The sequence below is a fragment of the Desulfosporosinus nitroreducens genome (genome assembly GCF_023897015.1).
In the GTDB taxonomy this organism is placed as follows: Bacteria; Bacillota; Desulfitobacteriia; order Desulfitobacteriales; family Desulfitobacteriaceae; genus Desulfosporosinus; species Desulfosporosinus nitroreducens.
This window is the reverse complement of record NZ_JAMHFY010000007.1, coordinates 1-22,654: the sequence shown is the minus strand read 5'-3', so window position 1 is coordinate 22,654 and position 22,654 is coordinate 1. Positions and strand designations below refer to the sequence as shown.

Annotated in this window: 22 protein-coding genes; 17 read left to right on the top strand and 5 right to left on the bottom strand. The window is 44.2% G+C overall.

What is annotated here, in order from left to right; translation table 11 throughout:
* The first annotated feature begins 51 nt into the window (after window positions 1-51).
* The 5 genes from M8E35_RS09775 to M8E35_RS09755 are packed head-to-tail and all read left to right on the top strand — an operon-like array spanning window position 52 to window position 3,396.
* Window positions 52-1,260 (top strand): alpha-D-ribose 1-methylphosphonate 5-triphosphate diphosphatase, encoded by a 1,209-nt coding sequence (locus tag M8E35_RS09775; RefSeq protein ID WP_252468670.1) that lies wholly within the window; start codon window positions 52-54, stop codon window positions 1,258-1,260.
* Entirely contained in the window at window positions 1,254-1,541 is a 288-nt protein-coding gene (locus tag M8E35_RS09770; RefSeq protein WP_252468669.1) for a GNAT family N-acetyltransferase, read from the top strand. The genes M8E35_RS09775 and M8E35_RS09770 overlap by 7 nt, the downstream gene beginning before the upstream one ends.
* On the top strand, window positions 1,541-1,696 hold the full coding sequence (locus tag M8E35_RS09765) for a GNAT family N-acetyltransferase (RefSeq protein ID WP_252468668.1): 156 nt from the start codon (window positions 1,541-1,543) through the stop codon (window positions 1,694-1,696). Before M8E35_RS09770 ends, M8E35_RS09765 begins: the two co-directional genes overlap by 1 nt.
* Window positions 1,689-2,531 carry a PHP domain-containing protein gene (locus M8E35_RS09760; RefSeq protein WP_252468667.1) on the top strand — a complete coding sequence of 281 codons (843 nt, stop codon included), beginning with the start codon at window positions 1,689-1,691 and terminating at the stop codon, window positions 2,529-2,531. Before M8E35_RS09765 ends, M8E35_RS09760 begins: the two co-directional genes overlap by 8 nt.
* 37 nt (window positions 2,532-2,568) lie before the next feature.
* Entirely contained in the window at window positions 2,569-3,396 is an 828-nt protein-coding gene (locus tag M8E35_RS09755; protein WP_252468666.1) for an inositol monophosphatase family protein, read from the top strand.
* A 9-nt stretch (window positions 3,397-3,405) separates the two neighbouring features.
* Here M8E35_RS09755 and M8E35_RS09750 read toward each other — a convergent pair whose 3' ends face one another.
* The 5 genes from M8E35_RS09750 to M8E35_RS09730 all read right to left on the bottom strand — a co-directional run bounded on the left by M8E35_RS09750 (window position 3,406) and on the right by M8E35_RS09730 (window position 10,435).
* Window positions 3,406-3,879 (bottom strand): ribonuclease H-like YkuK family protein, encoded by a 474-nt coding sequence (locus tag M8E35_RS09750; RefSeq protein WP_252468665.1) that lies wholly within the window; start codon window positions 3,877-3,879, stop codon window positions 3,406-3,408.
* Window positions 3,880-4,357: 478 nt separating this feature from the next.
* On the bottom strand, window positions 4,358-5,680 hold the full coding sequence (locus M8E35_RS09745; protein WP_252468664.1) for a hexokinase family protein: 1,323 nt from the start codon (window positions 5,678-5,680) through the stop codon (window positions 4,358-4,360).
* Between the two features lie 76 nt (window positions 5,681-5,756).
* On the bottom strand, window positions 5,757-7,451 hold the full coding sequence (locus M8E35_RS09740) for a glycoside hydrolase family 13 protein (RefSeq protein ID WP_252468663.1): 1,695 nt from the start codon (window positions 7,449-7,451) through the stop codon (window positions 5,757-5,759).
* Between the two features lie 24 nt (window positions 7,452-7,475).
* Window positions 7,476-9,698: a bifunctional alpha,alpha-trehalose-phosphate synthase (UDP-forming)/trehalose-phosphatase gene (locus M8E35_RS09735; protein ID WP_252468662.1), complete on the bottom strand. Its 2,223-nt coding sequence runs from the start codon at window positions 9,696-9,698 to the stop codon at window positions 7,476-7,478.
* A gap of 425 nt (window positions 9,699-10,123) precedes the next feature.
* The gene (locus M8E35_RS09730) at window positions 10,124-10,435 is read right to left on the bottom strand and encodes a hypothetical protein (protein ID WP_252468661.1); all 312 of its coding nucleotides are present in this window, start codon (window positions 10,433-10,435) and stop codon (window positions 10,124-10,126) included.
* Window positions 10,436-10,794: 359 nt separating this feature from the next.
* On the opposite strand from M8E35_RS09730, the gene M8E35_RS09725 reads away from it, so the two are divergent.
* The 12 genes from M8E35_RS09725 to M8E35_RS09670 all read left to right on the top strand — a co-directional run bounded on the left by M8E35_RS09725 (window position 10,795) and on the right by M8E35_RS09670 (window position 22,576).
* A complete protein-coding gene (locus tag M8E35_RS09725) occupies window positions 10,795-11,862 on the top strand; it encodes a M42 family metallopeptidase (protein ID WP_252468660.1) in 1,068 nt (355 codons plus the stop codon).
* Complete coding sequence (locus tag M8E35_RS09720; RefSeq protein WP_252468659.1) at window positions 11,853-12,881, top strand: M42 family metallopeptidase; 1,029 nt, start codon at window positions 11,853-11,855, stop codon at window positions 12,879-12,881. Before M8E35_RS09725 ends, M8E35_RS09720 begins: the two co-directional genes overlap by 10 nt.
* Window positions 12,882-12,895: 14 nt before the next feature.
* Window positions 12,896-13,894 carry a M42 family metallopeptidase gene (locus M8E35_RS09715; protein WP_373887434.1) on the top strand — a complete coding sequence of 333 codons (999 nt, stop codon included), beginning with the start codon at window positions 12,896-12,898 and terminating at the stop codon, window positions 13,892-13,894.
* 197 nt (window positions 13,895-14,091) lie between these two features.
* Entirely contained in the window at window positions 14,092-14,826 is a 735-nt protein-coding gene (locus M8E35_RS09710; RefSeq protein ID WP_252468657.1) for an ABC transporter ATP-binding protein, read from the top strand.
* Entirely contained in the window at window positions 14,823-17,348 is a 2,526-nt protein-coding gene (locus tag M8E35_RS09705; protein ID WP_252468655.1) for an FtsX-like permease family protein, read from the top strand. The genes M8E35_RS09710 and M8E35_RS09705 overlap by 4 nt, the downstream gene beginning before the upstream one ends.
* A 225-nt stretch (window positions 17,349-17,573) precedes the next feature.
* Window positions 17,574-18,116, top strand: a complete 543-nt coding sequence (locus M8E35_RS09700; RefSeq protein ID WP_252468654.1) for a PadR family transcriptional regulator — start codon at window positions 17,574-17,576, stop codon at window positions 18,114-18,116.
* Between the two features lie 498 nt (window positions 18,117-18,614).
* Window positions 18,615-18,971 carry an NADH-quinone oxidoreductase subunit A gene (locus tag M8E35_RS09695; RefSeq protein WP_073033052.1) on the top strand — a complete coding sequence of 119 codons (357 nt, stop codon included), beginning with the start codon at window positions 18,615-18,617 and terminating at the stop codon, window positions 18,969-18,971.
* Window positions 18,962-19,483: an NADH-quinone oxidoreductase subunit B gene (locus M8E35_RS09690; protein ID WP_252468653.1), complete on the top strand. Its 522-nt coding sequence runs from the start codon at window positions 18,962-18,964 to the stop codon at window positions 19,481-19,483. Before M8E35_RS09695 ends, M8E35_RS09690 begins: the two co-directional genes overlap by 10 nt.
* On the top strand, window positions 19,473-19,961 hold the full coding sequence (locus M8E35_RS09685; protein ID WP_252468652.1) for an NADH-quinone oxidoreductase subunit C: 489 nt from the start codon (window positions 19,473-19,475) through the stop codon (window positions 19,959-19,961). Before M8E35_RS09690 ends, M8E35_RS09685 begins: the two co-directional genes overlap by 11 nt.
* Before the next feature lie 11 nt (window positions 19,962-19,972).
* A complete protein-coding gene (locus tag M8E35_RS09680) occupies window positions 19,973-21,076 on the top strand; it encodes an NADH-quinone oxidoreductase subunit D (RefSeq protein WP_073033058.1) in 1,104 nt (367 codons plus the stop codon).
* Window positions 21,077-21,102: 26 nt separating this feature from the next.
* A complete protein-coding gene (gene nuoH / locus M8E35_RS09675; protein WP_073033060.1) occupies window positions 21,103-22,158 on the top strand; it encodes an NADH-quinone oxidoreductase subunit NuoH in 1,056 nt (351 codons plus the stop codon).
* A gap of 4 nt (window positions 22,159-22,162) precedes the next feature.
* Window positions 22,163-22,576: a NuoI/complex I 23 kDa subunit family protein gene (locus tag M8E35_RS09670; RefSeq protein WP_252468651.1), complete on the top strand. Its 414-nt coding sequence runs from the start codon at window positions 22,163-22,165 to the stop codon at window positions 22,574-22,576.
* The last annotated feature ends 78 nt before the right edge of the window (window positions 22,577-22,654 follow it).

Here is a 22,654-nt window from a genome sequence, read left to right as displayed (position 1 = left end):
CGGAATGGTAATAGAGTAGATATATCATTGTAACGCAAGGAGAATAAACAGATGAGAACAAAAAGAATATGCATTTATAACGCACAGATTGTTTTGCCTGAGAAAGTCGTTAAAGGGTATATCCTTATTGAGGGTAATAGAATTTCAGAGGTGGCAGAAAACGATTTTCCGAGAATTAATTGTTATTCAGATATTACGATGCTTGATGTTGAAGGTTGTTATGTTATGCCTGGAATGATAGATCTGCACAGTGATTCAATCGAAAAAGAGATACAACCAAGGCCAAATACCTTATTTCCTATCAATATGGCCTTCTACGAGTTGGAAAAAAAGCTTGCCGTCAGCGGTATTACAACAATGTACCATTCTCTTACCATGAGTGACGAATGGGGAGTACGAAACGTTGACATGGTTATCGAGGTTATCAATACCATTAACAAGCTCAAACAAACTCGTCCAATGATCAATCATAAAATACATCTCAGATATGAGCTGACCTTTCTAGCGGGAGTTAGTACCCTGGAAGGCCTTATTAAGGATAAGAGCATAGATTTGATATCCTATATGGACCATACTCCAGGTCAGGGCCAGTTTAAAGATGCCCAAGCGCTTAAAAACTTTACCATACAACAGCATGGCAAAAAAGAGCAGGAAGTTGATGACTTTCTAGACAAGACCTTCGAGTGCCGGGCCAAGATTGATTGGTTTAAACTTGTTAGTTTGGCCAAAATAGCCAAAAATCAAGGGATTAAATTGGCCTTTCATGACGATGATACAAGAGGGAAAATCGATACTCTGCTTGCGTGTGGAGGGACAGTCAGTGAGTTTCCTATCAATCTTGATACTGCCGTCTACGCCAGATCCCAAGGAATTAATGTCTGCGTGGGTGCTCCCAATATTATCCGCGGTAAGTCTCACAGCAATAACATGAGAGCGATCGATGCTATTTTAAACAATGCAGCAAATATTGTGTGTTCTGACTATCTCCCGAGTGCTATGCTGCCAGCAGTTTTTCGTCTGGTCAAGGAAGGGATTAATTTCACTGAAGCAGTTAAAATGGTGACCTTGAACCCTGCTCAAGCATTGGGGATTGATAATGACGTCGGAACTGTAGAAGTGGGAAAATCGGCTGATCTGCTGATTGTTGAAATGCATCAGGATTATCCCATACTTCGGAAAACCTTGGTAGGTGGGAATATTATTTTTCAAGCGGACTCCCAGGTATTAAATAACACGGAAAGAGTTGACATTGTATGTTGATCAGACAGGCCATGGAGTCTGATCTGCCAGATGTAAGAGAGCTTCTAAAAGGGATGGATGGAGAAGACGGGATAAGTTCCGGTGAGGCTCAGGCAATATGGCGGGAAATGGTTAAATATCCGTACTATGAAGTTTACGTTGTTGAAGAAAACCGACGAATTATTGCAACCTGCAGTCTGATCATCATTGACAATTTAGGGCATAAGGGTGCAAAACTCGCTCTTGCAGAAAGCATGATCGTAAGTCAGGAGTATAGAGGACGCGCATTGGAAGCAAACTGATGCAATTCGTCATGGAAAAGGCAAAAGAGGAAAACTGCTACAAGCTTATGCTCTCCAGTAACAAAAAAAGGATAGAAGCTCATAAGTTTTATGAGCAACTTGGTTTCCGGCAGCATGGAATCAGTTTTATGATTGAGGTTGGTAAAAATGATTGATTTACACGTACACACAAAAATCTCGGATAACTCCCTCAGCACTGATGAAGTTATTAGACTTGCCAAGAAAAAGGGAATTACACATCTTGCCATTACGGATCATGATACCACTAAAGGTTTACAGGAAGCGGTATCTCTTGGACAGGAAATAGGGGTAGGCATCGTACCGGGGATAGAGATATCTGCCTATGATTATCAGAGAAATAAGAGAGCGCATATACTTGGCATGTATATTGAACCCGGGCATCCTGCTCTGGACCTGCTTTGCACATCTCTCATCCAAAGCAGAAACCAGGCGTCTCATGATATGGTGAGAAAGGTTATGGATGCTGGGTATGATATATCTTGGGAGGCTGTTCAGAAGTATGAAGGGGGAACCGGTGTCTATAAACAGCATATAATGCATGCTTTACTGGAAAAAGGCTATTGCGAGAGCATTTATGGTGATCTGTACAAAAAGCTTTTTCAAAGAGGGGGCACTTCTGAGCCTCAAGGAATTGCCTACATTAAGCTGGAATACGTTGACGCTCAGACGGCGATTCGGACTGTCAGAGAGGCTGGAGGGATAGCCGTTCTTGCTCATCCGGGCCAGCTTAGGAATTTTGATGCGATTGATGATTGGGTGGAGTTAGGACTGGAAGGAATTGAATTATATCATCCCAGTCATAATGAAGAGGACCGGCAAACGTCCTTGCGCTATGCCCAAAAACACAATCTGATCATAACAGGCGGGTCGGACTTTCATGGCTTTTATGGGGAGAAACCGGTTGAATTGGGATGCCCTGAACTGGATAAAGAATGTATCAACGAATTGTTATCCAGGAAAAATAAGTGATGGCCTGCAAATATCAGTCCAGAAAGGGTTAAGTTTTATGAACGTTGAAGAAAGAGAAATGTATGACTTTGCTAACATTTTAATACATTCTGCTGGGACTAAATTGAAACAAGAACATAAACGTTCGGTAATTAAAGTGAGGGAAAAAACATCCCAGATGGACCTTGTTACGGAACATGATTTACTTATTGAGAAACTATTAGTAAAGGCTATCCTGGAAAAGTACCCTGGGCATGGAATATTAGCAGAGGAATGCCAGACCTGGGCCATTTCGGATCTTAGCGGTTATACCTGGGTAATCGATCCCATCGACGGCACCATCAATTATTACCGTTTTGGCAAGGATTACGCCATATCACTAGCCCTGTACTTAGGCGAAAAGCCGATTTTTGGCCTGGTCTTTGATGTAGCTAACGGGGTTATGTTCGCTGCAGGGCACGGTGAAGGGGCAATAATGAATGGGTATCGCTTAGATATCTTGCCTGATCGGCAGGAGAGGTTAAACAAAGCAGTTGTTGGCATTAGTTTGAGAACTATGAGAGATTTTGTGGGTATGGGTATGGATGTTTTGGGAATGTTGTCCACGGTGCAGGCGTACAGATATTTGGGTTGTGCATCCCTTGAGTTATGCAAGGTTGCCAATGGAGAATACGATCTGTTTATTTCTTCAAATGTTCATGAATGGGATGTTGCAGCAGCCAGGGTTTTTCTGGAACAACGCGGCGGAGGGCTTCTGATTCGAAGAAAAGACGATACCAGATCCCGTTGTGGAAAACTGTTAGTTGCAGCCTTCCGTTCGCCATTAATATGGGAAGAAGCTGTTGAATACCTGCCGCAAGGCCTTAGAGATAAATTTGAAGCATAACTATATTAGTCACTTCGATAACCTGTTTGCAACGCTTGAAGCCATATAAGAGTCCGGTTTAACCACACATTGAAAGCCACAAGCTTTAACCCATCCTTTAATTTCCGCAACGTACTGAGAAGTCGGACCATTGTATCCGACATCAACGTGAACTTCGATTTCGTGTGGAATATTACTTTCCTCAAAGGTTTGGCTCAATTTAAGAGCTAACTCAATGCTCATATTTGTTTCATAAAATATCTTTTGTCGTATGTTATTGATTTTTTTGATTTCAATAATTTCATAAAAATAAATGCCACCTTTTCCGACCTTGTTTGTTATTTTATGGATACCTACTGTAACAGGTACCTTCGTAATGTTCGAGTTTTGGCTATCCGTTCCCACAGCAATTACAAATTCCATATGTGGGTCCTGAGCCGAATAAGCTTTGATAATTGAAACCATTTCCTTAAAAGATACTTCTCCGTATGTCAGACTGTACATTAATAATCTCCTTTCAAAATGAACGAATTATCAAGGGGCACTGAAATACGAATTGCTATTCCATATTTACACATAAAGTCATTATATTATTTATGTGTAAATATAATATTATATATTTATTAAGGAATAGATAAATAAGTGGTCAGCTTAATGCAATTCGATAATTGTCATAAGCAGAGACTCGGCCGTCTGGGTAAAGGCCGAGTCTCTGCTTATATAAACATGCCTTTATCGCCAATTTCCAATCATTTTTGGCAAAGCTCTATCTTGGGATTTGGCTAAGCTGTTAAGTTATGTTATGTAAAAAAAGAGCATGTGTTACCTTCTAAAGATAACAACATGCTCTTTTTGGAGAAAGATCAGCATACAAGATATTTTACAGGTTTGGTATGATTATATAATTAAGAAAGAAAATTCTTATGTTTTAAGCGAATGATGAAAATAGACATAGAAATGAAGTAGGGCTTTATTGCCGTGACTATTTGATTTGCTTTGCTAAAGCTGCGGCAATGGCTGCACCGGTAAGGGAGCCTCCAGCAGACAATTTAACGGTGACCTGACTGGCTTTGCTCTCTAATGCTTCGCTTAAAGCAGTCGTCAGCTCCTGTGCATAGCCAGGCATCCCTTTATACATGGAGCCATCAATTGCTACACTGTGATGATGGTTGAGGTGTGGGTCTAGATGTCGAACAATCCCGATCAAGCTAGCCGCCACCAGCCGGGATGAACGTTTTATAAGTAGATTAATGATGTATTTTAGAGCGAAATCCATTTCTTTTGGCACAAGGCGTGAGTGAGAATCCTCATTCAGACAAATTAAAGCCAGGTCTTTGCCGCTTATGGAATAGGGTTGGTTCCAGTCGGCTGGGGCAGGTGGGTTATTAAGTCTGCCAAGCAGCCCCCGCTGAGAAAAATCTAGGACAATCTGACGAAAAAGCTCTCCGAGATATTTGCCGGAGAGCTTTTTTTCAAATTTTTGCTCCCCTGGGTTATCGCTTAGCTGATCTAGGATTTGATCATAGGTGGTTTCTGGAGCGGCAGAGAAATTTCCGGACTCGGTGTTAATAATGATATGAGTGGGAAAGCCTGGAGCTTTTGGTTCCAGGTAGCAGGTGTTGTGCCCTGTGCCAACGATCGAGGCGATGTCTACGGTTGGGTCTTGATAGGCGGCGGTTAAAAAATTGGCCACAGTGTCGTTGATAATGGCAGCAGGTCTAACGACATTGCCAAGTCCCCGGCGCATAAGAGCTGCAGAGAGCAATTTGCCGACGTCTTCTCCGACCACCCCGGAAGTCTTAACTTCTTTGTTCCAGTTGAGGAGAACTCCTTCCTCTAACTTTTGTTGGCGATAGGGAAAAGAAAACGCAAAACCCAAGCTGATCAGCTCGGACGTGCTAGAACTGAGCTTGAGATTCTCAGGAGAGTTATTAAGCACTTCTTGAATGATCCCTGCCAGGAAATCAAAGAGCTCTTCAGCAGTCACAGTTGAAGAACGGTAATCCCGTCCAGACTCGGGTTCTGACAAAGGCCGGGCTAGTCTGTACTGCTCCTGATAATTTCCCTCTCCCTTAAGCTTGACGACAGCAGCCCGAAGATTCGAACCCCCAAAATCAAACGCCAGAAAGGTCCCTGTCTCGGAGCCGCTCGGAGCCGGAAGATAAGAAGGAAACATCTTAAGCGAGCTTACACGTCCACTTAACCCTTGCTCCATGTGCGCCTGAAAAAGGGCGGCAATCGTTAAGATCTGAGTCTGAGAGATTGATAATTCATTCTCTAGTTGTGTTAAAACTTGCTTTAGCAAAACTCATACATCCTTCCTTCCTATGGACTCAACTTCCCCCGAACAATCGATGTTTCTCAGTTTTAGGACTGTATTGCTAATCAAGCAAATATACACGCGCTTCGTATGGGCGCAGGGAGAGTTCATTAAGGTCTTCCGCAACAATTTTTTCGTTAATGTCTGAGTAATTGGCAATCAGCAGTCTGCCAGTTTTAAAGGTGACTCTTTCCGGAAGGGTAAAAACGGCACTCTCCTCAAAGAAATTCAGAATAACCAAGAGAGTTTCTTCTTCCCAATGACGCAGATAAGAATAAATTTGGGTATGTTTATGCAAAATCAGCCGATAATCCCCGTACACCAAGAGGGGATATCGGCGGCGCAGGTCGATAAGCTTGCGGTAATAGTGCAAGATAGAGTTTTGATCTTGCTGGGCTTGCTCTACATTGATTTCCTGATAATTAGGATTTACACTAATCCAAGGAGTTCCTTCCGTAAAGCCGGCTTGAGAACTGTCATTCCACTGCATCGGGGTGCGGGCGTTGTCCCGACCCTTTTCACAAATTACTTCCGTTAATTCCTTCAGGTCTTTGGAATTCTTCAGACCTTCTTCATACATGTTGAGAGTTTCGATGTCTCGATAATGTTCAATACATGGGAAACGGACATTGGTCATGCCGATTTCTTCTCCTTGATATATGTAAGGTGTCCCTTGGAGGGTATGAAGCAACGTCGCGAGCATCTTTGCCGACTCCACTCTGTAGGTGCTATCATTGCCAAAACGGGAAACCATGCGGGGATGGTCGTGATTGCTGAGGAAGAGGCTGTTCCAGCCGCTGTCAGCGAGTTTCTTTTGCCAGTCACTGAGGATGCGCTTAAAGTCCGAAAGTTCCCAGGCTTTTTTCTCCCACTTGCCGCTGGGTCCGTAATCTAGTTCTAAAAGCTCAAAGTGAAAGAGCATATTCAGTTCATGGCGGTACTCATCGACAAAAATGCGCGCCATATCTGCGTCGACCCAACGGGTTTCCCCCACGGTCATAATATCGTATTTAGACAAAACTTTAACGTACATTTCTCTGAGGTAATACCGCAAGCGGGGTCCGTTAATAAAGAACTGGCCTCCCCATTGATAAGGAGAGCTGTCAACGGATGGGGCATCAGGCAGGTCAGGGTGTTTAGCGATCATGTTGATCACATCCATGCGAAACCCATCAACCCCCTTATCCAGCCACCACCTCATCATATCGTAGATTTCATAACGTACCGTTTTATTTTCCCAATTAAGATCGGGTTGATTTTTGGAAAAGACGTGCAAATAATACTCTCCGGTCAAGGCATCATACTCCCAAGCGGAACCGCCGAATTCTGAGGACCAGTTATTGGGCTCTTTGCCGTCTTTGCCTGGTCGCCAAATATAGTAACTGCGGTAGGGGCTGTCTTTGCTTGAGCGAGACTCTTGAAACCAACGGTGTTGGTCTGAAGTGTGATTGACGACTAGATCCATCACTAACTTCATGCCGCGGCTGTGCAGTCCATCCCGCAGTTCCTCCCAGTCAGCCATGGTACCCATTTCATCCATGATTCCCCTGTAATCACTGATATCATACCCATTATCCACATTGGGAGAATGATAAACTGGGCAGAGCCAGAGCACGTTAACCCCCAAGTACAGCAGGTAATCAAGCTTGGAGATGATTCCCTTAAGGTCTCCGGTGCCGTCCCCGTTGCTGTCTTTAAAGCTACGGGGATAGATTTGGTAAACGACACTTTCTTTCCACCACTTTTTTTTAGGCATTAAGGCCAATCCTCCAATTGTTCTTTATTCCATGTCAGCCAGTTCCTGAAGCACTTTCCTCACTTTCACATAATTTGGCAGAAAGTAGCTGGCTTGAGATTTGTCTGTGCCAACCCGAATGGTAAACTTTTTAGGCGCCAAAACCCCGGGCCAAGAATGCTCAAGTGCTAGAATGGCAAACAAGTCCTCATCCGTAGTATCATCCCCGATAGCCAGAATAAAATCATAGTCTTGTTTCAGAGCAAGAGAGAGGCCAGTTGAGCCTTTTGTCACCTCAGAATTTCTTACTTCAATAACTTTATTGCCTTGTAGTATATGAATATCTACGTTGGAAGTGAAAGCCACCAATTCGTCCATGAGTTCTCGTGCGCAGGCGGCGCTAAGCTCCGAATTAGCTTGACGGAAGTGCCAAGCCAGAGAGAATTCCTTCTCTTCAATAAATGAACCAGGGAGTCTGTCGGTATACATTTCGAGCATCGGCATGAGCTGGCGTTTCCAGGAGTTAACTAGAGGTTTGCTTAAACTCCACTGCTCTCCCCGTCTTTTAAGCCATGCTCCATGCTCCCCCACCAGTGTAATATTTAAAAAGCCCAGCCAAGTTTCAAGGATTCCACGATCCCTGCCACTAATAATAACAACTTCCGTACCCGCTTTTGCTAAATCCTTTAGAAGATCCAAAAGTTCCTGATCAGGCTTGGCTTGGTCAGGATTGTTTGTAAATGGCACCAGAGTTCCGTCATAGTCTAGAAGCAACAAGCGTTTATCGGCCTGATGAAAAGCAGTGAGTAAGGCCTGTTTGTGCTGGTCCAAGGGGAGGGTGAAAAATTGATCTTTCTGGACCTGCAAAAGTTCCTGAATAAAGTCACCTGACCAACGCACAACATCATACCCTTTAAGACGATGTTGCATGACTTGGTTGCGCTTTTTCTGCTCTGTCTCAGGCATTGCTAAAGCTTGTTGTAATGCTCCAGAAATTGCTTCTAGGTTGTTGGGATTAATGATCAGAGCCTCTCCTAATTCTTTGGCGGCACCTGCCATTTCGCTCAGAATAAGTACTCCAGTTTGATCAGTCCGTGCAGCCACATATTCTTTAGCAATTAGGTTCATCCCATCTCTTAAGGGAGTAATTAATGCGACGTCACTTTGTCGGTACATGGCCAGCAGAGAGTCAAGCGGCAAATGCTTATATTGGTAGATAATGGGGGTCCAATTCAGAGTGCCGAAGCGACCATTTATCTCGCCCACAAGTTCATCAATCTGTCGTTTCATCTGCTGGTAATGTTCAACTCCAACGCGGGAAGGAACTACGATCATGAGCAGTACTACTTGCTCACACCACTGGGGATTAGTCTCCAAAAACAATTTGTAGCCTTGGAGACGATTGCTGATGCCTTTACTGTAGTCCAAGCGGTCCACCGAAAGAATAGCCTTAAAGCCATGAAGTAATTGCTCCAGTTCCTTCAAGTTATGTCCGAACTCTGAACCAGAGGGAATTGAGTGGTATCTTTGAAAGTCAATTCCCATGGGAAAGGCATCAACTTTAACAGCATGATCCTGGGATAGGATTTGCCCAAGTTTATGTTCATGTCCTAAAATTCGAAGCGTCGACCGTAAAAAGTACTGGGCATATTCCTGAGTGTGAAAGCCTATGAGATTAGCTCCTAAGAGCCCGCGCAGGATTTCACTCCCCCAGGCAGCAGGCAACAGTCGATAGAGTTCATAGGATGGAAACGGAATATGCAGAAAAAAGCCAATGGGAGTATGGGGAAGTTTCTCCCGAAGCAAGCTTGGCAGGAGCATAAGGTGGTAATCGTGCACCCAGATGATATCCCCTGGCTTGATGACCTCTAACACGGCATCTCTAAAGATCTTGTTAACGTCTTGGTATTGGAACCAATAATCCTTGTCATAAACAGTATAGGTGGGGAAATAGTGAAACAAAGGCCAAATAATCTTGTTGCAAAAACCCAGATAAAATTTGTCCATAGCTTCTTCGGATAAGAATACGGGAGACGCGCAGAGATCGCTTAAAACGCTCTTTACTTCGGGTTGCATCTTGTCAGGCACAGTGATTCCAGGCCACCCTATCCAGATATACTCTATGTCTTGGGCCGAAGTACTTTTTAAGGAATCTAAATAGGCGCTCAAGCCAGAGACAAGCCCCCCCGCGCTTTGCTCAAAGATGAGTTTGCCGTTCTGTTGAACCCCGTTTAACGGCAACCTGTTCGAAACAATGAGTAATCTCATGAACATCTCTCCTTTCTACCTTCCCTTATCTCCGTTCTAAGCTTATTTATCCTGGATTGTTCTTCATTATTAAAAACAAAGGAACCGCGTTAGGCGGTTCCGCAAGGTCATCAATCCTTGGTTAAGTATAGTCAATAGCGCAGGCTAAGAAGATTTAATAGCGTGTGTTAAACCCTGGGAAACCTAATAAACTAATTTTACTAAATTTTCCTAACAACTTAATAATAACATTTAAGTTGCTTGCTGTCCAGCTATTATAACGGTGAGCAGGGGCAGAGTTCATTTTTGCATGCCTATCTAATCCATGATTAGTATCAGTCAAATTGGAAATGGAAAAAGTGGTACGACCTGGCGAAACCAGAAGTTGAGAAGTAAAGAACCCTCCCTGTTTCCGGATATCACGGCCACGGGAGGGTTTTTCATCTTTATTTAGCTGATACTGCAGGAGGGGATGTTTTTGAATTATGACGGTGGGAGGGAGTAGTGCTCATTCGTCGGTTGCGTAAGTAAATCAAAAGGTCGGTTAAAACCATTATGAAATTCAGCAGGTATAAATATACAACCACATCGTACTGATTAAAAACTTTATGTAAAATTCCAGCAACATATCCAAAAAGGATAACAATTAGAAAAGCTAGGCTTTTACCTGCGGTGGATCGGGAGGTGTAAGACTTATAAATGGAAAGGGGCCAAGCTGCGCCAAAACAAATCAACATAATGACTTCAAAGATACTCATTATTTCTTACCTCTAATTCAAGTAGTATGTGTTTACTTTCACAACAATAATCTAATTATACAACTTTTTTGAACCTAGTAGTTTGGATTTAGAGAAGTTCTCCAATTCAGAAAAGAATGAATTGAAAGACAGAATTGAGGTATATTTAATTACTTTTAAAAGAAAGGGACATACGTATATTCTCTATAAAATATCATTCGTTCGTTTGCTGGATCTATTTTAGTGAATCTTAAAAGCTCTTTAAAGAAGATCCTGCATTGTTTGGAAGAATGATTTTGCAGGTTATTCTGAATTAAAAATCGAAGTAATATATAAACATTACGACATTGAAGCAGTTTTTTCGGGAGAAGGTGTATCGTTTGATCAACGAGCAAATGCGGAGTGCGAGAGAATTTCTTAATCGTTTATCGATAAGCTCAGGGGTTTCAGGTCACGAAGTCTCGATTGCTTCTTTGGTTATGGAGCGTTTTAAATCGTTAACTGATGAAGTGCAATGCGATGCATTTGGCAATGTATATACTCTTAAAAGAGGGAATAGCAAACCTAATAAAAAAATAATGATAGCTGCGCATATGGATGAGATCGGTCTGATCGTAACAAAGATCGATCCCCATGGGTTTCTGCGCTTTACCTCCATTGGCGGGGTAGACCAGCGAACCCTCTTGTCCCAAGAAGTACTTATTCATGGGCGCCGGACTATCCCTGGTATTATCGGCTCCTTGCCTCCACACCTATTAGAAAGTCTGGATTCGGATCAAGCCGTTAAGATGGAGGATATGACTATTGATGTTGGACTTTCACCCACAAAGCTTAATGAGGTTATTCAAGTAGGGGATATCATTACCCTCAGGCGAGAAACATATCCTTTACTTAATAACGTGATAGCGGGGAAAGCGTTTGATGATCGCGCCGGGGTCGTGGTCATGTTGGTTTGCTTGGAAGAACTCTCCCGCCTGCATCACGGCCACGATGTGATTGCAGTAGCGACAACCCAGGAGGAAGTAGGAATTCGGGGAGCGATTACCAGTGCCTATACGCTTAATCCGGATTTAGCAGTGGCAATAGATGTTACTCACGCTAGTACTCCAGATACGAAGGGCCAAGTCGCCATTGACTTAGGTAAGGGGCCTGCAGTGGCTCTCGGACCCAATATTCATCCCGCCATCTATCGTCAGCTCTCAGAAACTGCTCGAGGACATCGGTTACCCATTCAGATAGAACCAATTCCTGGACATTCTGGAACGGACGCTTGGGTTATTCAAGTAAGCCAAGCGGGGATTCCTACGGGGCTGATTTCAATTCCCTTGCGGTATATGCATACCTCAGTGGAAACTCTCGATATGCAAGATGTAGTTAACTCTGGAAAACTGCTGGCCCACTTTATAGCCTCCTTACCGGACGATCTGGAGGGATTGTTATGTTATTAAAGAGATTAAGTGAATTAAATGGTACTTCTGGCGCTGAAAGCCACGTGCGCAATTTTTTGCGTCAACACATTGAACCCTTTGTCGACTCCGTTAACATCGATAAAATGGGAAATTTGATTGCGGTGAAAAATGGACATCTTACTGGTCCAAAGGTTATGGTTGCTGCTCATATGGACGAAGTCGCGCTGATGATCATCGATATAACCAGTGACGGTTTCCTCAAATTTCGGCCTGTAGGCGGAATTGATGCCCGAATTCTTGTATCCAAACCCGTACTAATTAACGAATCCATAGCAGGGGTCATTGGGGCCAAAGCAATCCATTTACAAAAACGATCTGAACGTCAAAAGGCTTTGACCTTTGACCAACTATATATTGATATCGGGGCTAAATCTAAAGATGACACCTCTGGTAAGGTGAAACTGGGTGATTACGCTTACTTCATGACGAAATGCGAACCTTTCGGGGAGGGTCTTTACAAGGGGAAGGCCTTTGATGATCGGGCAGGGTGTGCCATCTTGGCAGACCTGCTGAAGAAAGACAGTGATTTTCCTTTTGTTGCTGCGTTTACAGTGCAAGAGGAGGCAGGCCTCCGAGGCGCTAAAGTTGCTGCTTATCACCTTGCTCCGGATTTTGCGATTGTTATTGAGGGAACAGTAGCTGCCGATGTGTCTGATCGCGAAGAAGAGGGATGGGTTACCGAGTTGGGTAAGGGCCCTGCTTGCTCACTCATGGATAGAGCAACCCTCTATAGCCCTAAACTTATCCGATGGGTAACGGACGTCGCTCGTCAAAAGGAAATTCCTTTACAGTTTCGGCGCGGAAGCAGCGGCGCAAATGACGCCGGTCCTATTCATGTTAGCAAAGCCGGAATCCCTACGATTGTTTTAAGTGTACCGTGTCGCTACATTCATTCTTTTGCCTCGGTGATTTCAGAAAAGGACTATACAGCTTGCCTTAACCTCGTTTATGAACTATTAAAAGGATTTTCCGCCTATGCTGAGGGTTATCGTGATTGATAAGGAGGATAAAGGTGATAAATTTGGACTATAGCACGCTCGGACACTTAACACAGATATTTGGCCCATCAGGTTCCGAAGAGCTGGTCGCGAAATATATATCCACTCAGTTGCGGCCTTATTGTGACGAACTAAAGACAGACACTTTAGGAAATCTCATCGTCACGCGTCATGGAACTGGTAAAAAAATCATGGTTGCTGCTCATATGGATGAAATCGGCTTGATGATCACCCATATTGACCAAGAGGGGTTCTTGCGTTTTACCCCCCTCGGTGGAGTGCGCATCCCAAACTTGGTTGGACAGAGAGTTGAGTTGAGTAAGGGGAGAGTAGGAACAGTCGGAGTTGAAAAGTTAGATAAGCCAAGCGATTTCAAACTTGATAAACTCTATCTGGATATTGGTGCATCTTCGCGGGAAGAAGCGGAACAGATTGTTCACATAGGAGAAACGGCAGTTTTTATGGGAGATTTCGTGGAATCTGGATCTAGAATTATAGCCAAGGCCCTTGATGACCGGATTGGTTGTTTTATAGCAATGGAAGCCTTCAAACGTACCAAGTCCCCCCATGAATTGGCGTTTGTTTTTACGGCGCAAGAAGAAATTGGGACTCGCGGTGCCAAAACGGCTGCCTATGCTCTTGAACCTGACTTAGCAATTGCTGTGGATGTCACAGCTACCGGAGATACTCCTAAAGCACATACTATGTCTGTTAAGTTAGGAAGTGGTGTGGGGATCAAAGTCCTCGACCGTTCTATGATCACCTCTCCTCAAATTAAGCGTTGGATGGCAGCGGTTGCCACTGAACGAAACATTCCCTTCCAGTGGGAGATTTTAGAGTATGGGGGGACAGATTCTGGAGCTATTCATTTGTCCAGAGGAGGAGTACCTTCAGGAGTGTTATCAATACCGACGCGATATGTTCACAGCTCGGCTGAAATGATTGACACACGTGATGTTAAAGCTGCTGTGGATTTGCTTGTGGCGCTGTTAGAGAGCGCTGCAGAATTATAGAAGAGAGACTGATCGGCGCCTGCAAGGGGCTTCTCGTTTTGACGACGTGAAGTCCTTATTTTTATGCAATGATGTCCTTGAAGTTCACTGAGGGATTGCAAATCATGAAAAGCATATTGAATTTCGAGCTTGTGACATATATATTATTAGCTAGATATATACTTTTAGCCATATAGGCAGAGAGGATGAAACTATGGATGAAACCACAGAGGGAAAATATAGAATCAGTGGGAGAAAACCAGTTCAAGGGAAGTGAGGTTAAGCTAGATCAAGTGAGTAAACAATATACCCAGGGCAAGGAACAAGTAGTTGCTCTGGATAAAGTGAGTATAGAGGTCAAAGCGGGAGAATTCCTAGCCATTATGGGGGCAAGCGGGTCCGGCAAGTCCACACTATTAAATTTATTGGCCGGCTTAGATAAGCCAAGTCAAGGGGATATTTACCTCAACAAGCGGAGAATTTCCGACTGGAAGGATAATCAGCTCACTTTGTTTCGTCGCCAGGAAATCGGTTTTATCTTTCAGTTGTTCAATCTAATCCCCACCCTAAGTGCCGAAGAGAATGCAGCTTTGCCTTTACTAATGGCCGGCCAGCCCCGCTCAGTTTGGCAACCTAAAGTGAGTGACTGGTTGAAGCGGGTGGATCTTGAAAGCCGGCGTAAACACTATCCAGCAGAATTATCAGGGGGCCAAATGCAAAGGATAGCCATCATACGGGCTCTCATTCACCAACCTTCTCTAATTTTAGCGGATGAACCTACGGGTAACCTGGATTCCAAAACCGGTGATCAGATGCTCTTTATATTAAAAGAAATTACTGAAGATCTGGGCGTCACAGTCATCATGGTCACCCATGATCCCATGGTTGCCGCGTACGGTCACTCTCTGATCAGCCTGAAAGACGGACGAATTCTAGATTCGACGGCGAGGTGAGAGAGTTGTTAAGTATAAAGTTAGCTCTAGCCTATTTTCGCCGTCGAAAACTGCGGGCAATTTTAAATACGCTGAGTGTGGCGGTAGCGATAGCGGCGTTGGTGGCTTTGCAAGGGTTGAATAGTAGTATCGATTATGCGAGGGGAGAGTTTGCTAGTTTACTTGGGGGAAATGCCCACTTGGAGGTGAAAGCCCCTCAGGGTGGCATGAGCGATACTTTACTAGCTAAAGTCCAAAAGACCGCAGGGGTACAAGCGGCAGTTCCTTTTGTGCAGAGCTCTGTGCAAGTCAAAGGATTGCCGGGATTTACCACGCTGATGGGCATTGTGCCCGGAGAAGATGCAGCAATCCGTACTTATCGGGTAACGCAAGGCCGCATGCCAGCACAGGATCACCGAGAGATCGCTGTACCGAAGGAATTGTTACGGGGGAAGCCGGTAAAAGTGGGGGATATCTGGCAGGTCCAGACTATGCTGGGAATGCAGGATTTTACCCTGGTCGGAATCTTGGAGGACAGCGGAGTGGCCCAAACCAATGGCGGTGCCGTGGTCTTTATGCCCCTGACAACGGCTCAGAAGGCTTTCGAGCTGGAGGGGAAATTATCGTACATCAGCATTGTCCTGCAAAACCCGGACAATGTACTGGCGGTGCAAAAAGCCTTACAGGAAAGCTTGGGTAATAGAGTAGAAGTGCTCACGCCCTTGGGACGAGACGGGACTAAAGACAAAATGTTGGGTTTCATTAAGAGCCTTAATAATGTCTATGGGTTCATGGGCTTGTTCCTGGCTCTGTATGTCATGTATAACTCGATGAGAGTTGCGGTATCCGAACAACGTCGTCAACTTGGAATCCTGCGTGCCTTGGGTTGGAGACGCTGGGAAATCCATAAATTAATCATAGCCCAATCAATAGTTATCGGTGTAATTGGCAGTTCCCTGGGGCTCCTCTTAGGGACATACTTGGCTCAAGGTTTGCTCAGCACAGTGAGCGAAACTTTGAGCCAAGTGTTCAAGGTGTCTATTCCCCGCATTCGTTTTACGATGCTTGATTACGCCATGATATGGCTGACGGGCGTGCTGTCATGCCTTCTCTCTGCTTGGCTACCTGCTTGGAAGGCTGCCAATATCGCGCCGATCGAGGCCATGAACAGCCGATATTCTAAAATCGAACTCGGTTACCCTCGATGGCGGATTGTAGTCGGTGCTATTCTAATTCTTTCGTCATGGTTGATTCTAGTCTTCGTGAATAACATGTCCTTATTATTCCAAGCTGCGTTAACCGGTATAGTGATAGGAGCAGCCGTTTTGATGCCACCTTTTTTAATCATAGTTTTAGATAAGTTAGAACCTATGGCTGAAACAATGTTTGGCTTGACTGGACGCCTAGGGCTAAGCTCCTTTCGGCGCACTCCAAGACGTTCAGTGGCTACTGGAATGCCCATACTTCTTGGTTTGGCTGTAGCTTTTGGCTTCTTAGGAATCCTCGCCAGTGTTAATCTGACATTTGGCAACTGGGTTAACACCTTAATTTCGTCAGACATTGTGATTACCCAGGGATTACAGACCTTCTCCAGTAATCAAGTAGGTTTACCTGAAGCGTTGTTGGAACGGGTCCGTAAGGTAGACGGGGTAAGAGTCGCTGCCGGATTACGTACCACCGGTATTCAATGGCACGGCAATCCCCTCGATCTTCAAATCTACGATGTCCTAGATAGTCGTCAATTAGCCACTCCCCATGTGCTTGAGCCGGGGAAGGATGAAGCTTGGGACGCCATCAAACAAGAAGGTAATATATGGATTTCTGAATCAATGGCTTTGAAATACGGCGTGCACAGAGGAGAAAAACTGGAAATTCCTACCCCTGCTGGAAACCTTGAGTTTCCGGTTGTTGCCATTATCAAGGATTTCTATAGCTATAATGGCAGTGTGTACATGAACCGCCAAGACTATCTTCGCTATTGGGGTGACCACTCGATTGATCATATCTACTTAACCCTGGAACCAGGCGTATCACCAGCCTTGGTGCGGGATCGGTTGGAGGCAGATTTGCAAAATGACTTCCGGGTGCAGGTAGCCTTGGCTTCAGATTTTCGGGACAGCATGATCAAGTTGAACAGGAGTATATGCGATATTTTCAACTTGGTAATTATTGTAATAGTCCTCGTGGCAGCGGTTGGGACTGCCAATTCTATGCTGATTTCTGTACTGGAGCGGGTTCGTGAAATCGGCACTCTTCGTTCTGTAGGACTGACCCGTGGACAAATCAGAAGTGTGTTGTTAATTGAAGTGGGGTCTTTGTTTATAGCAGGAATAGTCCTATCCATTCCGGTGGCCGCCGGTATTCAGATTGGAGGGACCATATTCGATAAAAACGTCAATGGTTGGGTCTTGGATGTATCAATCCCTTGGGCCAAGAATATCGGAGTTGCCCTCGTCATGGCGTTGGTCGTTGGTCTGAGTACACTGTACCCAGCATGGTTAGCCTCCAAAGTTGATCCAGTCAAAGCGTTGCGTTCAGAGTAAATAATTATGATTGGTTTAAACTCATATAAAAGAAAACTTGGCTGGCGCCCACACACACGAAGACACTGTCTTCGCACGTATTAGCCTTTCTTGCAGACACTGTCTTCGCACGTGTTAACTTAGCGGAGAAGCATAGCGAAGGCGACCGCCTTAGTTGCACTTATATCACGTATACTTTCCAATCGGTACATAAAAGAATAAACAGAATAAGGAGAGTAGTTAGTCATGCCGGTTAAACACGCCATCTTAGGTATTTTAAAAGAAGCCCCACGCCATGGATATGAACTAAAAAGTATTTTTGATGCGCGAATAGGGAACTTCTGGAACCTTAATTACGGACAAATCTACACCACACTAGACAGGCTGGATAAAGAAGGATTCGTTAGCGGAACTGAAGAAGAGCAAAGTTTTCGGCCAGACAAGAAAGTGTACGATATTAGCCCGCAAGGGGTTCAGGAGTTAGAGCGTTGGCTCCGAGAACCGGCTACCAAACCAAGGGCTCTTCGAGATGAACTCTTTATAAAATTAGTGTTCATTAGCAGGGAGAATCCGGAGCTTGCGCTCCAACTCCTTGAACGACAGACTCAAATATACATGGAACAAATGAGAGAACTGACAGAAGCTAAGTACCGCCTGAGCAAAGGTGGGATTAACCGGGAGAATATGATGACTGATCTTCTCACAGATGCGGCATTGTTTCACGCGGAAGCCGATGTGCGGTGGTTGAGCCATGTAGAAGCCAAGATCCTTGAGTATGCCAGGACATAGGTGTTCCTTTTTCCTGAGTTTCCTTCGGTCCCCTTATCCATTTGGAGAAGGGGACCGAAGGTTTTTTCATTGACAGGATCTTAAAATACTAGTGTTCTTAGAGACTGCGATTTGTTGAAGCTAACGCTTTAAAGTTGTTTTTTCGCGTATTATGCGGGGATATAGTATTTAATTAATTTATTTGGTAGTTTATGAAACTTAATGGGTAATTTTACAAGTTATAAAATTATCTATCAATTGAAGTCGATTTTCTCTAAGTATATACTAATAGCTAGATATATACTTTTAGCTATTGTAATATCCTTTTAGCCACGGCGTTTGGGGAGTGTCAAAACGTGGCTTCATAAGGGCTAGTTTATCATAAATCAGTGCCGAGACTGATAACAAGGAGTTATATCAGTTTTAAGGTAGGTGTTAAGGAAGGAGGGAATAAGGTTACAACTTACATCTCGAAAGGAAGTGAACTGGCACTAAAGCTGAGTGAAAGGAGAGAATAAAATGTCAGATAATTTTGCTGCAGTGGGACTGTTACTTGCGTTTGCAGTGGTTTTACCGATCGTAGTGATGACTATTGTGCATCTGCTGGCACCCCATAAGCCGCATAAGGAAAAATTAACAACCTATGAATGCGGTAATCTGCCAATTGGAAAGGCCTGGATTGGATTCAAAAGTAACTACTTTCTTTATGCTATTGTCTTTGCCGCCTTTAGTGTAGAAACAATCTTTTTGTATCCTTGGGCATTGACGTTCCGTAAACTAGGGACCTTTGCATTTGTGGAAATGTTTGTCTTCATGATTATTCTCATCGTCGGTTTTTGGTACGCTTGGAAGGAAGGTGCTTTGGAGTGGATGTAAAAAGGGAGATGGAGCTGCGCGATGCTGAGGCTATGGAAGAAAAAAATATTTTGCTTACCAGCATAGAAAAGTTCTTGAACTGGGGCCGAGTACATTCTTTTTGGCCTAATTCATTCGGTCTGGCTTGTTGTGCAATTGAGATGGCATCAACAGGAAATCCCCGTTATGACTTATCTCGTTTCGGGTATGAGGTGTTCCAAGCTTCGCCGAGACAAGCTGATTTAATGATTGTGGCAGGAACTTTGACGAGGAAAATGGCACCAGTAGCACGGCGTATCTATGATCAAATGCCAGAGCCTAAATGGGCTATTGCTATGGGCAATTGTGCTTGCTCAGGGGGGCCGTTTGCAGACTCCTATGCTGTGGTACCGGGGGCGGATAGCATAATTCCGATTGACGTCTATATACCAGGATGCCCACCCAGGCCGGAATCTTTGATTTTTGGGATGTTACAACTTAAACAGAAGATCCAGAATCCTGCTAAGGCGAGGTTAATTAATTATGGTAAGTGATATTTTGAGAGTCCGAGTGATCGAATTAGCTGCCAGGTTTAACGGAGAAGTTGAAGAGAACCTGGGCGAGCTTGAATTAACTGTTGATGGCCGATATATATTAGAAGCTTTAACAGATGCTAGGAACTTTGCAGATGTCCCATGTGATTTTTTGCATGACCTATGTGGAATGGATCTGGGGGATCACCTCGAAGTTGTTTACCAATTATCCAGTCTTCGCGGTCCTCAGCGTTTACGTATTATCGCCAGAGTTGAGCGAGATAATCCTGTGATTAACTCAGTTACTCAGATCTGGAAGGGGTCAGACTTTTTAGAGCGTGAAGCCTTCGATATGTTCGGCTTGCAATTCAGAGGACATCCAAATTTGAAACGTATCTATATGTGGGATGATTTTGAAGGATATCCAATGCGGAAGGATTATGTGATTGAGAGTCATGAACAACGTGCTGTTATGAGAGTAAGAAAAGAAGGGGAATAGGTGGGGAAACTATGATGATTGAAGGAACTCAAGAGTACTCCTTAAACATGGGCCCCCAACACCCGAGTACGCATGGCGTGTTTCGCATGGTGGTCCATTTGGATGGAGAGGTTGTTACTAAAGTTGAACCCAAAATCGGCTATCTCCATCGTGGTCTGGAAAAAATGGCAGAAAGTCGAACTTATACTCAGTTTATTCCGTACACAGACCGCTTAGATTATCTGGCAGGTCCACATAACAGTCTTGGTTACGTCCAAGCAGTTGAGAAATTGATGGATACAGAAGTGCCTGAGCGTGCTGAGTACCTCCGCATCATCTTTGCAGAATTAGGGCGGATTGCCAGTCATTTGGTTATGATCGCGAGTGGATCTTTAGATATTAGCGGCTGGACTCCATGGAGTTATTGTTTCCGTGACCGCGAGCGGATTCTCGACCTGTTTGAAATGACGGCGGGCAATCGTATGACTCCCAATTACTTCCGAATCGGCGGGGTCAGTCAAGATGTTCCGGAGGAGTTTATGCCTGCCCTTAAGAGTTTTCTAGAGGATATGCCTGAGATGATTGAGGAGTACTATGGTATCTTTTTCGGGAATGAGATTGCTCAATCACGCATGAAAAGTGTTGGGATTCTTCCTAAGGAATTGGCAGAAAATCTGCTGATAACGGGGGCCAATTTACGGGCTTCTGGAGTACAGTATGACGTGCGTAAGGCCGAGCCTTACGGTATTTACGACAGGTTTGATTTCGAGATCCCGGTGTTGTATGGATGCGATACCTATGACCGGCACTTTATTCGACTGCTGGAGATCCAAGAGAGTAAAAAGATTATCGAACAGGCTTACAAAGACATCCCAGCAGGCCCTGTGATGACGAAGGTTCCTAAGGTGCTTAAGCCGCCGGTCGGCAAAGTTTATCACCGAGTTGAGAACCCTAAGGGAGAAATGGGTTGGTACATTGTTAGTAATGGGTCGACGAAACCGGCTCGAGTTCGGATTCGTACCGGTGCATTTGTTAACGTTCAAATGCTGCCTGAGATAGTTAAAGGTTGGAAGATACAAGATCTTGTGACTATTTTCGCATCTATGGATCTTGTTTTAGGGGAAGTGGATAAGTAAGAACTTTTCAATGAGGGGAGAAGAAGATGGACGCTTTAAACAATCTGTTTGTAAATATTGCGGCCGCCATCCGTGGACTTTTTGCCGATTCCCACTCGTTTGGAGCTGACTTGAGCATTAATATTATCGTATTTATTATGCTCTTTTTGATTATGGTCGTTGCAGCTTTGTTTCTTAGTTTGGTGGAACGCAAATTTGCCCACTGGGTATCACAGAGATCAGGTCCCAATAGACTTGGGCCACACGGCTGGTTCCAATTTATCGCTGATGCGGTGAAAATGTTGGGTAAGGAAGATATTACCCCTGCCAATGTGGATAAATTCCTCTTTAAAATGGCTCCCATGATGCTAGTAGGTGTTACCTTGATGGTATTTGGTGTCATTCCTTTTGGTGAAGAAATGGTCGCCATTGACCTTGATCTGGGTATACTTTACTTTTTTGCAGTTTCTTCATTAACAACCTTGGGGATCTTAATGGCCGGATGGGCATCCAATAATAAATACTCTTTGCTAGGGGGACTGCGGGCAGTAGCCCAAATGATCAGTTACGAAATACCCTTGATCTTTTCTTTACTAGGGGTAGTCATGATTACTCAGACCTTTAATTTATCAGCTATTATTGAAGCGCAGAAAACCATTCCTTTTATTTTCCTGCAACCTTTGGCTTTTCTAATTTTCCTGATAGCTGGGATTGCGGAGACTAACCGGGCTCCTTTTGATCATGTCCAAGGGGAACAGGAGATCGTCGCCGGACCGTTCACGGAGTACTCCGGACTTAGGTGGGGATTGTTCATGCTGGCCGAATACGGTAATGTGGTCGCTACATCGGCAATCGCTGTTACGATGTTCCTGGGTGGTTGGTACGGCCCTGAATTCCTACCCGGGTGGTTATGGTTTATTCTCAAGATCTGGTTAGTAATTTTCTTAATGATGTGGGTTCGGTGGACCTTTGTCCGGATGAGAATCGATCATCTTATGCATTTTGCCTGGAAGATCTTACTTCCCTTAGCGTTAGTCAATATCTTCTTAACAGGTCTGGGCATTTATGTTTACGATTTATTCATTGTGCGGATTGGAGGGTAAAAGAGTGTTTGGTAAAGGTTTATTAAAAGGCTTGAGTATTACAATTAAACGTCTCTACGGACCTAATCTTACAGAATATTATCCTGAAGTAAAGCCGATTCTTCCTTCCCGTACACGGAGTTCTATGGTTCTTGAACCCGAAAAGTGTATTTCATGCGGACTTTGTGTCAACGCTTGTCCGAATCAGGTTATTATTCTAACCAGCGAAAAGGATGACAAAAATAAGAAAGTATTACAGACTTACCATATGAACATGGGCCGTTGCCTGTTGTGCGGGTTGTGTACGGAAGCCTGCCCAACCAAAGCCCTTAAACTCTGCCAAGTCTATGAAAATGCGGTCTACCATCGCGAAGAATTACTTTGGGATATGATGGCGCGTTCCAAACAAGCGAACATATCAAGCGGGAAGGTGGAGTGAGGTGAGCACAATCGTTTTCTTTATTTTTGCGATTCTGTCGATTGCAGCAGCTTGGAGTGTTGTGACCTCTAAGAACAT